Raw genomic sequence first — 14,154 nt, 5'->3', positions numbered from 1 at the left:
ATTCGTCGCCCGATCGGTGGGCGTTTTTGTTGGTAACAAGGCCTATCCATGCTCGATGCACTCATGCAAAACCTGGGACTCTCGGCATTCAGCCTGAAGGGCTTTGGCCCGCTGTTGCTGGAAGGCACCTGGATGACCGTCAAACTGGCTGTGCTGTCGCTTGCTCTGAGCATTTTGCTCGGGCTGATCGGGGCCAGCGCCAAACTGTCGAGCTCCGCGCTGCTGCGCGTGCCGGCGCAGATTTATACGACACTGATCCGTGGTGTTCCGGACCTGGTGTTGATGCTGCTGATTTTCTACAGCCTGCAAACCTGGCTCACCATGCTGACCGATGCGATGGAATGGGAATACATCGAGATCAACCCGTTCGGCGCAGGCGTCATCACCCTGGGCTTCATTTATGGTGCGTACTTCACCGAGACGTTTCGCGGCGCGATTCTGTCCGTGCCTCGCGGTCAGGTGGAGGCAGCGACGGCCTATGGGCTGAAACGCGGCCAGCGTTTTCGTTACGTCGTGTTCCCGCAGATGATGCGTTACGCGCTGCCGGGGATCGGCAACAACTGGCAGGTGCTGCTCAAGGCGACTGCGCTGGTATCGATCATCGGCCTGGCCGATCTGGTCAAGGCGTCACAGGATGCAGGCAAGAGCACCTATCAGTTGTTCTACTTTCTGGTGCTGGCGGCATTGATCTACCTGCTGATCACCAGCGCCTCGAACTTCGCCCTGCGTTGGGCTGAGCGGTATTACGCCGCAGGCAGCCGGGAGGCACAGCGATGATCGAATTGCTGCAGGAATACTGGAAACCCTTCCTTTATACGGATGGCGCCAACGTGACCGGCCTGGCGATGACCATGTGGCTGCTCAGCGCCTCCATCGCCATCGGCTTCTGCGTGTCGATCCCGCTGTCGATTGCGCGGGTGTCGAAAAACCGCTGGGTGCGCTGGCCGGTGCAGTTCTACACCTACCTGTTTCGCGGCACGCCCCTCTATATACAGCTGCTGATCTGCTACACCGGCATTTACAGCATTGCTGCAGTGCGTGAACAGCCGATGCTCGATGCGTTCTTTCGCGATGCGATGAACTGCACGATCCTGGCCTTCACCCTGAACACCTGCGCCTACACCACGGAGATCTTTGCCGGGGCGATCCGCAGCATGACCCACGGCGAAGTCGAAGCGGCCAAAGCCTACGGCCTGACGGGCTGGAAGCTTTACGCTTATGTGATCATGCCGTCGGTGCTGCGCCGCTCTCTGCCGTATTACAGCAACGAAGTGATCCTGATGCTGCACTCGACCACGGTGGCCTTCACTGCCACGGTACCGGACATCCTGAAAGTGGCGCGGGATGCCAACTCGGCCACCTTCATGACCTTCCAGTCCTTCGGTATCGCCGCTGTCATGTACCTGACCGTGACGTTCATTCTGGTCGGGCTGTTCCGCCTTGCCGAACGCCGCTGGCTGGCCTTTCTCGGCCCGGCCCACTAATCAGGACTGAACATGCGCCATCACACCCATGACTTGCTGTCGCCAGTGCCCGGCACTGGCCGGCAGATCCACAGTTTTCATTACGGTCCGCAAAACGGCTCCGGCAAAGTCTACATACAGGCGTCACTGCATGCCGACGAGCTGCCGGGCATGCTGGTGGCCTGGTACCTGAAGCAGCGTCTGGCCGAACTGGAAAACGCCGGGCGCCTGCTGGGCGAAATCGTTGTGGTGCCCGTGGCCAACCCGATCGGTCTGGAACAGGTGCTGATGGACACCCCGCTGGGCCGCTACGAGCTGGAAAGCGGCCAGAACTTCAATCGCTGGTTCAGCGACCTCGGCACTCAGGTCGGTGATGACATCGAAGCCCGACTGACGGCCGACGCAGAGCACAATCGTGCGCTGGTAAGGGACAGCCTGCTGGCGGCGCTGAATGCCGTACCGGCGACCACCCAGCTGCAGTCGCTGCGCCTGACCCTGCAGCGCCTGGCCTGCGACGCCGACATGGTGCTGGACCTGCACTGTGATTTCGAGTCGGTCGAACACCTGTACACCACGCCCGAGGCCTGGCCGAAAGTCGAACCGTTATCCCGCTACCTGGGCGCGCAAGCCAGCCTGCTGGCAACCGACTCGGGCGGGCAGTCGTTCGATGAATGCTTCACGCTGGTCTGGTGGCAATTGCAGCAACGCTTTGGCGAGCGCTTTCCGATTCCCATGGGCAGCTTTTCGGTGACCCTGGAGCTGCGCGGACAAGGCGATGTCAACCATGCGCTGGCCAGCCGCGACTGTCAGGCGATCATTCATTACCTGATCGACGCCGGCATCATTGACGGCGATCTGCAGCCGCTGCCCGAACTGCTCTACCCCGCTACGCCACTGGCAGCGGTCGAACCGGTGGCTACGCCGGTCGGCGGCCTGCTGGTGTTCTGCGCGACGCCTGGCGAACACGTCGAGGCCGGCCAGCTGATTGCCGAGGTCATTGACCCGATCAGCGACACCGTGACCTGCATCCATGCCCTCAACGCAGGCCTGCTGTATGCGCGTTCGCTGCGTCGCATGGCGACTGCCGGCATGGTCATTGCGCACATCGCTGGCACCCAGGCCTATCGCAGCGGCTATCTACTTTCTCCTTGAGGACCTGTCATGTACAAACTGACCATCGATGGCCTGCACAAAAGCTATGGCGACAACAAAGTGCTCAAAGGCGTATCGCTCAAGGCCAGCAGCGGTGACGTCATCTGCCTGATCGGCGCCAGTGGCTCCGGCAAGAGCACCTTTTTGCGCTGCATCAACTTTCTCGAACAGCCCAGTGACGGGGCGATGAGCCTGGATGGCAAGCAAGTGCGCATGGTCAGCGACAAGGACGGCATGCGCGTTGCCGACCCGGATGAGCTGCAGCGTATCCGCACGCGGCTGGCGATGGTGTTTCAGCACTTCAACCTGTGGGCGCACATGACCGTGCTGGAAAACATCACCATGGCACCGCGCCGGGTTCTGGGCGTGCCCAAGGCCGAAGCCGAAGCTCGCGCGCGCAAATACCTGGAAAAGGTCGGTCTGCCGGAACGTGTCGCCGATCAGTACCCCGCGTTTCTCTCCGGTGGGCAACAGCAGCGCGTGGCCATCGCCCGTGCACTGGCGATGGAGCCGGAGATCATGCTCTTCGACGAGCCTACCTCCGCGCTGGACCCGGAGCTGGTCGGTGAAGTGCTGAAGGTCATTCAGGGCCTGGCTGAAGAAGGCCGGACGATGATTCTGGTCACCCACGAAATGGGCTTCGCCCGCAAGGTGGCGAGCCAGGTGGTGTTTCTGCACCAGGGCCAGGTCGAAGAATCCGGCCACCCGGATGAAGTCCTCAACAACCCGAAAAGCGAACGTTTGCAGCAGTTCTTGAGCGGCAATCTGAAGTAGCACGGATGGCTGCACGCAAACGTCTGGATCCCCCTCAAATCCCGTTCCCACGCTCCAGCGTGGGAATGCACTTCATGACGCTACGCGTCATAAAGAGGACGCAGAGCGTCCAGAACGGCATGCCGACGCGGAGCATCGGCACGATAGCCAGTTGGATTCAATCTCGTTCCCACGCTCCGGCGTGGGAATGCATTTCATGACGCTCCGCGTCATAAAGAGGACGCAGAGCGTCCAGAACGGCATGCCGACGCAGAGCATCGGCACGATAGTCAGTTGGACTCAATCTCGTCCCCACGCTCCAGCGTGGGAATGCATTTCGCGACGCTCCGCGTCATAAAGAGGACGCAGAGCGTCCAGAACTGCATGCCGACACGGAGCATCGGCACGATAGTCAGTTGGATTCAATCTCGTTCCCACGCTCTAGCGCGGGAATGCACTTCATGACGTTCCGCGTCATAAAGAGGACGCAGAGCGTCCAGAACTGCATGCCGACGCGGAGCATCGGCACGATAGTCAGTTGGATTCAATCTCGTTCCCACGCTCCAGCGTGGGAATGCATTTCATGACGCTCTGCGTCATAAAGAGGACGCAGAGCGTCCAGAACTGCATGCCGACGCGAAGCATCGGCACGATAGGTAACCCAGGAACGATCAGCCACATAACCATTTAAAACTATTACCCTTTCTCTGCTGTCTTTGACTTAACGCCACTCAGAGCACACTCAAACGGATGAGCAGACCCACCGATTTCGCTCGACGATGGTTTCTCGCCCGGGGCTGGAAGCCCTTTGCGTTTCAGAAGGAGGTCTGGGCAGCGGTAAAAAACGGCGAGTCCGGTTTGCTGCATGCCAGCACCGGCTCGGGCAAGACCTACGCCGTGTGGTTCGCCGCGCTCAACCGCTTCGCCAAAGCCAATAAGCTCACCGCTGACAACAAACCACGCAAACGCAAACCGCCCGCCGAACCACTGAGTGTCCTGTGGATCACGCCCATGCGCGCCCTGGCCGCCGATACCGCCAGAGCCCTTGAGGCACCGCTGACAGAACTGGATATCCCATGGTCGGTGGGCTTGCGCACCGGCGATACCAGCGGCAGCGAACGCGCCCGGCAGAGTCGGCGGCTGCCCTCGGCCTTGATCACCACCCCTGAAAGCCTGACGCTGCTGCTGACCCGTGCCGACGCGCAGGTCGCCTTGTCGACGCTGAAGATGGTGGTAGTGGACGAATGGCACGAACTGATCGGCAACAAGCGCGGCGTGCAGTTGCAACTGGCCCTGGCGCGCCTGAGGCGCTGGAATCCGCAACTGATCGTGTGGGGCATTTCCGCGACGCTGGGTAATCAGCAGCACGCGCAGCAGGTACTGATCGGCGACGGCGGCGTGACCGTGCAAGGCAAGATCGTCAAGGACTTGCAGGTCGATACGCTGTTGCCGTCCTCCATCGAACGCTTCCCGTGGGCCGGGCACATGGGCTTGCGCATGTTGCCGCAGGTCGTCGCCGAGGTGGAAAGCAGCGCAAGCTGTCTGGTGTTCACCAACACCCGCGCGCAATCGGAAATCTGGTATCAGGCGCTACTGGAAGCTCGCCCCGACTGGGCCGGGCTGATTGCCCTGCACCACGGTTCGTTGGCCCGAGAGGTCCGGGACTGGGTCGAGCGCGCGCTGAAAGAAGGCGCTCTCAAGGCCGTCGTGTGTACCTCGAGCCTGGACCTGGGCGTGGACTTTCTGCCGGTCGAGCGCGTGTTGCAAATCGGCTCGCCCAAAGGTGTCGCACGCCTGATGCAGCGCGCCGGGCGTTCGGGCCACGCGCCGGGTCGTCCTTCGCGCGTGACGCTGGTGCCGACCCACAGCCTGGAGCTGGTTGAAGCCGCTGCCGCCCACGACGCCGTCGAAGCGCGGATGATCGAGCCCCGCGAATCACCACACCAGCCACTGGACGTGCTGGTCCAGCACCTGGTCAGCATCGCCCTGGGCGGTGGTTTCCTTCCCGATGAGCTGCTGGCCGAGGTACGCAGCGCCTGGGCTTACCGCGACCTCAGCGACGAGCAATGGCAATGGGCGCTGGCGTTTGTCCGCAACGGCGGCCATTCACTGACCGCCTACCCTGATTACCGCCGTGCTGAACCCGACGAGGAAGGGATCTGGCGCGTCCCCGATGCGCGCCTGGCCAGACGTCACCGCATGAGCGTGGGGACCATCGTCAGTGAGGCCACCGTCAACCTGAAATACTGGAAAAAAGGCGGCGGCGGTGGCTCGCTGGGCAGCGTCGAAGAAGGCTTCATTGCCAGACTCAAACCCGGTGACGGCTTTCTGTTTGGCGGGCGTTTGCTGGAGTTGGTTCGAGTGGAAAACATGACGGCCTACGTCAAACGCGCGACCGGCAAGAAAGCCGCCGTGCCACGCTGGAATGGCGGTCGAATGCCGCTGTCCAGCGAACTGGCGGATGCCGTGGTAGAGAAATTCGATGCTGCTGCGCGGGGCGAATTCGACAGCCCGGAAATGCGCGCCATCAAACCCTTGCTGGAAGTACAGCGACAGTGGTCAGGGCTGCCGCGACGCGACACGTTGCTGGCTGAAACACTCAAATCCCGCGAAGGCTGGCATCTGTTTCTCTACCCGTTCGCCGGTCGTCATGTGCATCTGGGGTTAGGCAGCCTGCTGGCCTGGCGCTTGAGCCGGCACCGACCGCTGACCTTTTCCATTGCCGTCAACGACTATGGGCTGGAGCTGCTCAGCGCCAGCGAAATCGACTGGGCGCAGACGTTGCAGGCTGACCTGTTCAGCGAAACGGATCTGTTAGACGACATTATCGCCAGCCTCAACGCTGGCGAACTGGCTCTGCGACGCTTTCGGGAAATCGCGCGCATCTCCGGACTGGTGTTTTCCGGCTACCCTGGCGCGGCCAAGAGCAATCGTCAGCTTCAGGCATCCAGCGGGCTGTTTTTCGAGGTGTTCAAGCAATACGACGCTGACAACATGCTGCTGACTCAAGCCGAACAGGAAGTACTGCGTCAGGAACTGGACCTGCAGCGCCTGGAACTGACGTTGCGCCAGATCAACAGCCGCACGCTGGACCTGCACGCGATAAAGCGCGCGACCCCGCTGGCCTTTCCATTACTGGTCGAACGCTTTCGCGAAAGCCTCAGTTCGGAGAAACTTGCCGACCGCATCGCACGCATGGTCCGCGACCTGGAGAAAGCCGCTGGCCCGGAGCCTGAACAATGAACCCGTATCTGGCTGTCACGCTGGCAGGAGAAGAGCTGTGGTTGCTGGCCGACAAGGCCATCTACTACCCCGCCGAACGATCCTTGCTGATTGCCGATGCGCACTTTGGCAAGGCAGCCGCCTATCGCAAGCTCGGTCAGCCGGTGCCGCATGGCACTACACAGGCCAACCTGCGCCGCCTGGACAGCCTTTTGAATGCCTATCCCTGCGATCATCTGATCTTCCTCGGTGATTTCCTGCACGCACCAGAATCTCATGCCGTCGGCACGCTGGCGGCGCTGGAGCAGTGGCGAGCAGAGCGCTCGACGCTGCGCATCACATTGATCCGCGGCAACCATGACAAACGGGCTGGCGATCCGCCCGCCTATCTGGGTATCGATGTGGTTCCCGAGCCGCTGGCGCTCGGACCCTTTGCCCTGCAGCACGAACCCGATCCGCACCCTGACCTGCATGTACTGGCCGGGCACGTTCACCCGGTGTACCGGCTGCATGGGCGCGGTCGGCAAAGTTTGCGGCTGGCGTGCTTTTACCTGGGCCGGAAGGTCAGTCTGCTGCCAGCGTTCGGCGAATTCACGGGCGGTTTTCAGATTCGTCCCGCGCAGGACAGCACGGTCTATGTCACCGGCGGCGATGCGGTATGGCGAGTGGCATAGCGTCGTGGGTCGCCACATACAAGACTGCCTGCTGCTCGCGAGAACAGCAGGCAGCTTTGTGATAATCAGGCCACAGGTGCAGGTGGCGGCTCGTCAGGAACAGTAGGCCCGCCTGGCTCGGTAGGCTGAAACGGAGTATCGGGATCTGGATTACCCGGGATCCCGCCACCGACCATGTTCAGCTCCGGGCTGAGATCGGAATGAGCCATCAATGACCAGGCGAGCAGCCCGATCTCGTTAAGCGGAGATTGAACCTGTTCAGAGATTTTGAAAGTAGTCTTCATAGGGCACTCCAGATCAAAGGCCGTCGCACGTAATGAATTATGCGAAAGCATGTGAGCAGATAGAGTGCGAAATAGAGTATTAATTCAATTCCACTAGTCACCTGAAGCTCAAATCAGGTACGCGGCAGGGTAACGCCACGCTGGCCCTGGTACTTGCCACCCCGATCCTTGTAGGACACTTCACACTCCTCGTCGGACTCCAGGAACAGCATCTGCGCCACACCCTCGTTGGCGTAGATCTTGGCCGGCAGTGTCGTGGTGTTGGAAAACTCCAGCGTTACATGGCCTTCCCACTCAGGTTCGAGCGGCGTGACATTGACGATGATGCCGCAGCGCGCGTAGGTGCTCTTGCCCAGACAGATGGTCAGAACGTTACGCGGAATGCGGAAATATTCGACGGTGCGCGCCAGGGCGAACGAGTTGGGAGGGATGATGCACACGTCGCTCTTGATATCGACGAAGCTTTTTTCATCGAAGTTTTTCGGATCGACCGTGGCCGAATTGATGTTGGTGAACACCTTGAATTCGTCGGCACAACGCACGTCGTAGCCATAACTGGACACGCCGAAGGAGATCACTCGATCAGCGCCTTCGCCACGCACCTGGCGCTCGACGAAGGGCTCGATCATCCCGTGTTCCTGCGCCATGCGGCGAATCCACTTGTCCGATTTGATGCTCATGGCGGTGTCCTGAATAGCGAGGTGAAAAAGATATCCGGCATCTTACCGGGCTGAGGCCGACGGTTCAAAGGCAACAGATAGCGAGTTTGCGTGACCGGCCGGGCTGTTTCGCTGCGAATGGAAATAATCATCAACAGACCATTGGCACGTTCGGAAAAAAGGGTTAAGGTAGCGTCACTGTGTTGCTTGTGTCACTGAGAATCTCTACACGATGTTGAATTTCGATCCAACCATCTCCATGAATTTTCCAGCTCTTTGCACTCAGTCTCGGCCAGGGCTCTTCCTACGCCGCAGTTAACTTTGTCCAAGGAGATATACTATGTCCAATCGCCAAACTGGTACCGTTAAGTGGTTCAACGATGAAAAAGGCTTCGGCTTCATCACTCCACAATCCGGTGACGACCTGTTCGTGCACTTCAAAGCTATCCAATCCGACGGCTTCAAAAGCCTGAAAGAAGGCCAACAGGTTTCTTTCATCGCTACCCGCGGTCAGAAAGGCATGCAAGCTGAAGAAGTTCAAGTTATCTAACTTGTACTGATTCGCTTAAAAACCCCGCCCTTAAAAGCGGGGTTTTTTATTGCCCGCCTTTTGACCTCTCACTGGCTGAACACCTGACCAGAACGAGAGAAGCAAAGCACCTCCCTCGCCCGATCATCGCCATACAGTCAGTCGTCGCTTACCGAAATGGTCGGCATGGCTGGGCTTGCAGCTTCCTGCAGCACGATCCGCGCACCGACGTGACGTGCCAGTTCCTGATACACCATCGCAATCTGACTCTCCGGCTCGGCAATCGCCGTAGGCTTGCCGCCATCTGCCTGTTCGCGGATCAGCATCGACAGCGGCAATGACGCCAGCAGCTCGACGTCGTACTGTGTCGCCAGCTTCTCGCCGCCACCTTCACCGAACAGATGCTCGGCATGGCCGCAGTTGGAGCAGATGTGCACCGCCATGTTTTCAACGACACCCAATACCGGAATGTTGACCTTGCGGAACATCTCGACACCTTTTTTCGCATCCAGCAGCGCCAGGTCCTGCGGTGTGGTGACAATCACGGCACCCGCGACCGGGACTTTCTGCGCGAGCGTGAGCTGGATATCACCGGTGCCAGGCGGCATGTCGATGACCAGATAATCCAGATCATTCCAGGCAGTCTGCGTGACGAGTTGCAGCAACGCGCCTGAGACCATCGGTCCGCGCCAGACCATCGGCGTGTTGTCGTCGGTCAGAAAGGCCATCGACATCACCTCGATGCCGTGCGCCTCGACCGGCACGAACCACTTCTGGTCCTTGATCTTCGGCCGCGTGCCTTCGGGAATACCGAACATCACCCCTTGGCTCGGGCCATAGATATCGGCATCGAGGATGCCGACGCGGGCGCCCTCGCGAGACAGCGCCAGGGCCAGGTTGGCGGCGGTAGTGGACTTGCCGACACCGCCCTTGCCGGACGCGACAGCAACAATGTTTTTCACATTGGCAAGCCCCGGAATCTGGCTCTGGGCCTTGTGCGCGCCGATCACACTGGTGATGGCGACCGTGGCGGAACTGACACCGTCCAGATTCTCGATGGCGGTTTTCAGCACTTGCGCCCAGCCGTTCCTGAACAGGTCGGCGGCATAGCCCAATTCGAGTTGCACGCTGACCTGCGCCCCTTGAATATCGATAGACCGGACGCAACCGGCAGTGACCGGATCCTGATTCAGATAGGGGTCGGTGTACTGGCGAAGAATCGTCTCCACCGCTGCGCGATTGACTGCGCTCATGGGCTTACTCCGTAAAAAGACTGACTGGAACAGCCGGCTATCGTACCTGTTCTGCCAGCCGCCCACATGATTTCACTGAACCGCGCCCAAGCCTTCAGGAGCATTCCCACAACCGCACGGGTGAAAAAAATCGTTCAGACCTTTATAGTGGCCGGTCTCCGTTTCACTTCAAGTAGCCGAGCCCCATGTCCGAGCCACGCAAGATTCTCGTTACCAGCGCCCTGCCCTATGCCAATGGTTCCATTCACCTTGGCCACATGCTCGAGTACATCCAGACCGACATGTGGGTGCGTTTTCAGAAGCACCGCGGCAATCAATGCATCTATGTCTGCGCGGACGACGCCCATGGCTCGGCAATCATGCTGCGCGCCGAAAAGGAAGGCATCACGCCAGAGCAACTGATCGCCAACGTCAAGGCCGAGCACAGCGCCGACTTTGCCGACTTCCTGGTGGACTTCGATAATTTCCACTCGACGCACTCGGACGAGAACCGCGAGCTGTCGAGCATGATCTACAAGCGTCTGCGCGATGCGGGTCATATCGCGACGCGCTCGGTTACCCAGTACTTCGACCCGGAAAAGAAAATGTTCCTGGCCGACCGTTTCATCAAGGGCACCTGCCCGAAATGCGCGGCCGAGGACCAGTACGGCGACAACTGTGAAAAGTGCGGCGCTACCTACGCCCCTACGGATCTGAAAGACCCCAAGTCGGCGATTTCCGGTGCCACGCCGGTGCTCAAGGACTCGAAGCACTTCTTCTTCGACCTTCCCGCATTCGACGCCATGCTCAAGAGCTGGACACGCAGTGGCACCCTGCAGGACGCCGTTGCCAACAAAATCGCCGAATGGCTGGACAGCGGCCTGCAACAGTGGGACATCTCCCGCGATGCGCCCTATTTCGGCTTTGAAATTCCCGAAGAGCCAGGCAAATACTTCTATGTGTGGCTCGACGCGCCGATCGGTTACATGGCCAGCTTCAAGAACCTGTGTGCGCGCCGTCCGGACCTGGACTTCGATGCGTATTGGGGAAAGGACGCGACCACCGAGCTCTATCACTTCATCGGCAAGGACATCGTCAACTTCCACGCCCTGTTCTGGCCTGCCATGCTGGAAGGCGCAGCATTGCGCACACCGACCGGCATCAACGTACACGGCTACCTGACCGTCAATGGCCAGAAGATGTCGAAATCGCGTGGCACCTTTATCAAGGCGCGCACCTACCTCGATCACCTGCCGCCCGAGTACCTGCGCTATTACTACGCGTCGAAACTGGGCCGTGGCGTCGACGACCTGGACCTGAACCTCGAAGACTTCGTGCAAAAGGTCAACTCCGACCTGATCGGCAAGGTGGTCAACATTGCCAGTCGCTGCGCCGGGTTCATTCACAAGGGCAACTCCGGCGTGATGGTCGAAACCAATGCCGCACCCGAACTGACCGACGCGTTTCTGGCGGCTGCCCCCAGCATTGCCGACGCCTACGAAGCCCGCGACTTCGCCCGTGCCATGCGCGAGACCATGGCGCTGGCGGACCGCGCCAATGCCTACATCGCGGAAAAAGCGCCATGGGCGCTGGCCAAACAGGAAGGCAAACAGGATGAAGTCCAGGCCGTATGCGCGCTGGGCATCAACCTGTTCCGCCAACTGGTCATTTTCCTCAAGCCGGTCCTGCCGAATCTGGCCGCCGATGCAGAAAAATTCCTCAATGTCGAACCGCTGACCTGGGAAGACCACAAGACCTTGCTGGCCAATCATCAGCTCAACCCGTTCTCGGCACTGATGACCCGTATCGACCCGGTCAAGGTCGAGGCCATGGCCACTGCCTCCAAGGAAGACCTGACCGCTACCGACTCGTCGGCGGACACCGCGCCTGCCGGTAATGGCGAACTCGCCAAAGACCCGCTGTCGGCGGAAATCGACTTTGATGCCTTTGCTGCCATCGACCTGCGCGTCGCACTGATCCTCAAAGCCGAACATGTTGAGGGTGCCGACAAGCTGCTGCGTCTGACCCTGGACATCGGCGACGAGCAGCGCAATGTCTTTTCCGGTATCAAGAGCGCCTACCCGAACCCGTCCGAACTCGAAGGTCGCCTGACCATGATGATCGCCAACCTCAAGCCGCGGAAAATGCGTTTCGGCATTTCGCAAGGCATGGTGATGGCGGCAGGCCCCGGTGGTGAAGAGATCTATCTGCTCAGCCCTGACAGCGGTGCCAAACCAGGCCAGCGCATCAAGTAAACGACGTGAGGCCCGGTATCCTGCCATCAGGCGGATACCGGGCCTCTGTGCATTCGCAAGCTCCCTGATCTGTCCGATAATGCTGCTCTCTCGATAGACAGAACACCTGTTGGTCACCTGGCAAGACCATGACTGAATTGATTCGCCTGCTTCCCGACGTGGACCTCATCCACAGTATCGATGCCCTTCTACCGCAGACTCAGTGCGGCAAGTGCGGCCATCCTGGCTGCAAGCCCTACGCCGAGGGTATCGCTGGCGGTGAAGCCATCAACAAATGCCCACCGGGCGGCGACGAAACGATCGTCCAGCTGGCCGAACTGCTGTCGGTTCCGGTCCTGACACTGGATATGCAACGCGGCACTGCACCGGCGCAGGTTGCATTCATTCGCGAAGCAGAGTGCATCGGTTGTACAAAATGCATTCAGGCCTGCCCCGTGGATGCCATTCTCGGCGCAGCCAAGCTGATGCACACCGTGATTATCGATGAATGCACAGGCTGTGATCTGTGCATTGCGCCGTGCCCGGTGGATTGCATTGAAATGCATCCGCTGCCGCTGGCAACGGTCACTCCCATCGTGGGTGGTCTGGCCCCTACCCCCGAGCTGCAGGAGGCGCGGCAGCGCAAGCGTACCCATGCCCGACTGCGTTTCGAAGCACGCAATGCACGCCTGCACCGCGAACAGCAAACGCGGCTGGCGGAGCGCCTTGCGCGGTCGCAGCGCGTTGAATCAGCTCGTGACAATCTGCCCCGATCCGCCGTCGCACTCGCCCGGAACGACAAACCTGCCGGGCCGGATGAAGCCTTGAAAAAAGCCCGAATTGCCCTGGCCATGAGCCGCGCGCAGCTCAACAAGTCACTCAAGGCATTTGGTCACCCTCCGATTGCGGAACAGGCCGCCAGGCTTGTGGAATTGCAGCGCGAATACGAAGCTGCCGAGCAGACACTTGCAGCACTTCTGCCACCCCCCGCACAGGCCAATTCCGAGGAAAAGCTCCGCCCATGAATGCCGCAAAACGCCAGGAAATCTTTCGCAGGCTGCACGAGGACAATCCGGACCCAAAAACCGAATTGGCCTACACCACGCCTTTTGAACTGTTGATAGCCGTCATCCTTTCCGCCCAGGCCACTGACGTCAGCGTCAACAAGGCGACTGCCAGGCTCTACCCGGTAGCCAATACGCCACAGGCCATCTACGAGCTGGGTGTAGAGGGGCTTTCCGAGTACATCAAGACAATCGGCCTGTATAACAGCAAAGCCAAAAACGTGATTGAAACCTGCCGAATGCTGGTGGAACTGCACAACGGCGAAGTACCGCAAACCCGGGAAGCACTCGAAGCCCTGCCAGGCGTCGGGCGCAAAACGGCTAACGTTGTGCTCAATACCGCTTTCCGTCAGATCGCGATGGCCGTGGATACGCATATCTTTCGCGTCAGCAATCGCACGGGCATCGCGCCCGGCAAAAATGTGGTGGAGGTAGAAAGACAACTGATGAAATTTGTGCCGAAAAACTACCTGCTCGATGCCCATCACTGGCTGATTCTGCACGGACGCTACGTTTGCCAGGCACGTAAACCGCGGTGCGGCAGCTGCCGCATAGAGGACCTGTGCGATTACAAGGCAAAAACGTCCGACGATTGAGCCAGACAGTTCATTGATGTCTGGTCGATTGAAAAAATCTTTTTTACCCGTCAGTGGATTGTCGCTATAAGAAGCGCCAGAGAGCCCAAGCCCTGGAGTCGACTTCATGAGCACTGACAACGAACAACTGGACGTAGATGACGACCTTGTCGCCGTTGATGCGGACGACACAGAACCCGCGACTGTCGAGCCGGCGAAGACCAACCTGAGCAAACGACGCACCATCGACAACCTTCTTGAAGAAAGGCGTTTGCAGAAACAATTGGCTGATTACGACTTCGATTTCTAGATT

General features: G+C 59.6%; 14 protein-coding genes. 11 read left to right on the top strand and 3 right to left on the bottom strand.

Annotated elements, in window-relative coordinates; all coding sequences use genetic code 11:
- Nucleotides 1-48: 48 nt before the first annotated feature.
- The 6 genes from JOE33_RS20160 to pdeM all read left to right on the top strand — a co-directional run bounded on the left by JOE33_RS20160 (nt 49) and on the right by pdeM (nt 7,264).
- Complete coding sequence (locus JOE33_RS20160; protein ID WP_003363567.1) at nt 49-777, top strand: ABC transporter permease; 729 nt, start codon at nt 49-51, stop codon at nt 775-777.
- Nucleotides 774-1,484 (top strand): ABC transporter permease, encoded by a 711-nt coding sequence (locus tag JOE33_RS20155; protein ID WP_187625214.1) that lies wholly within the window; start codon nt 774-776, stop codon nt 1,482-1,484. Before JOE33_RS20160 ends, JOE33_RS20155 begins: the two co-directional genes overlap by 4 nt.
- A gap of 12 nt (nt 1,485-1,496) precedes the next feature.
- Entirely contained in the window at nt 1,497-2,615 is a 1,119-nt protein-coding gene (locus JOE33_RS20150; RefSeq protein WP_187625213.1) for a succinylglutamate desuccinylase/aspartoacylase family protein, read from the top strand.
- Between the two features lie 9 nt (nt 2,616-2,624).
- Nucleotides 2,625-3,389 carry an ATP-binding cassette domain-containing protein gene (locus tag JOE33_RS20145; RefSeq protein WP_010436853.1) on the top strand — a complete coding sequence of 255 codons (765 nt, stop codon included), beginning with the start codon at nt 2,625-2,627 and terminating at the stop codon, nt 3,387-3,389.
- A 729-nt stretch (nt 3,390-4,118) separates the two neighbouring features.
- Nucleotides 4,119-6,611: a ligase-associated DNA damage response DEXH box helicase gene (locus JOE33_RS20140; RefSeq protein WP_187625212.1), complete on the top strand. Its 2,493-nt coding sequence runs from the start codon at nt 4,119-4,121 to the stop codon at nt 6,609-6,611.
- A complete protein-coding gene (pdeM, locus tag JOE33_RS20135) occupies nt 6,608-7,264 on the top strand; it encodes a ligase-associated DNA damage response endonuclease PdeM (RefSeq protein ID WP_187625211.1) in 657 nt (218 codons plus the stop codon). The genes JOE33_RS20140 and pdeM overlap by 4 nt, the downstream gene beginning before the upstream one ends.
- Before the next feature lie 65 nt (nt 7,265-7,329).
- Here the strand turns inward: pdeM and JOE33_RS20130 are convergent, their stop codons facing one another.
- Together JOE33_RS20130 and dcd are read right to left on the bottom strand one after the other, a co-directional pair.
- Complete coding sequence (locus JOE33_RS20130; protein ID WP_004389919.1) at nt 7,330-7,548, bottom strand: hypothetical protein; 219 nt, start codon at nt 7,546-7,548, stop codon at nt 7,330-7,332.
- A 113-nt stretch (nt 7,549-7,661) separates the two neighbouring features.
- Nucleotides 7,662-8,228 carry a dCTP deaminase gene (gene dcd, locus JOE33_RS20125; protein WP_002554836.1) on the bottom strand — a complete coding sequence of 189 codons (567 nt, stop codon included), beginning with the start codon at nt 8,226-8,228 and terminating at the stop codon, nt 7,662-7,664.
- Nucleotides 8,229-8,547: 319 nt separating this feature from the next.
- On the opposite strand from dcd, the gene JOE33_RS20120 reads away from it, so the two are divergent.
- The gene (locus JOE33_RS20120; RefSeq protein ID WP_002554837.1) at nt 8,548-8,757 is read left to right on the top strand and encodes a cold-shock protein; all 210 of its coding nucleotides are present in this window, start codon (nt 8,548-8,550) and stop codon (nt 8,755-8,757) included.
- Between the two features lie 137 nt (nt 8,758-8,894).
- On the opposite strand, the gene apbC is transcribed toward JOE33_RS20120, so the two are convergent.
- Nucleotides 8,895-9,989, bottom strand: coding sequence for an iron-sulfur cluster carrier protein ApbC (gene apbC / locus JOE33_RS20115; protein ID WP_096125188.1), 1,095 nt, complete (start codon nt 9,987-9,989; stop codon nt 8,895-8,897).
- Nucleotides 9,990-10,174: 185 nt separating this feature from the next.
- On the opposite strand from apbC, the gene metG reads away from it, so the two are divergent.
- From metG to JOE33_RS20095, 4 genes are all read left to right on the top strand, one after another.
- Complete coding sequence (metG, locus tag JOE33_RS20110; protein ID WP_010426618.1) at nt 10,175-12,223, top strand: methionine--tRNA ligase; 2,049 nt, start codon at nt 10,175-10,177, stop codon at nt 12,221-12,223.
- A 128-nt stretch (nt 12,224-12,351) separates the two neighbouring features.
- Nucleotides 12,352-13,227, top strand: a complete 876-nt coding sequence (gene rsxB, locus JOE33_RS20105; protein WP_187625210.1) for an electron transport complex subunit RsxB — start codon at nt 12,352-12,354, stop codon at nt 13,225-13,227.
- On the top strand, nt 13,224-13,862 hold the full coding sequence (gene nth, locus JOE33_RS20100) for an endonuclease III (RefSeq protein ID WP_003363585.1): 639 nt from the start codon (nt 13,224-13,226) through the stop codon (nt 13,860-13,862). The genes rsxB and nth overlap by 4 nt, the downstream gene beginning before the upstream one ends.
- Nucleotides 13,863-13,968: 106 nt before the next feature.
- Complete coding sequence (locus JOE33_RS20095) at nt 13,969-14,151, top strand: hypothetical protein (protein ID WP_010426620.1); 183 nt, start codon at nt 13,969-13,971, stop codon at nt 14,149-14,151.
- Nucleotides 14,152-14,154 lie beyond the last annotated feature (3 nt).

Source organism: Pseudomonas sp. PvP027 (assembly GCF_017833005.1).
Lineage (GTDB): Bacteria > Pseudomonadota > Gammaproteobacteria > Pseudomonadales > Pseudomonadaceae > Aquipseudomonas > Aquipseudomonas congelans.
Note: the sequence above shows the minus strand (reverse complement) of the source record. Positions and strands in the feature narration are given on the sequence as shown.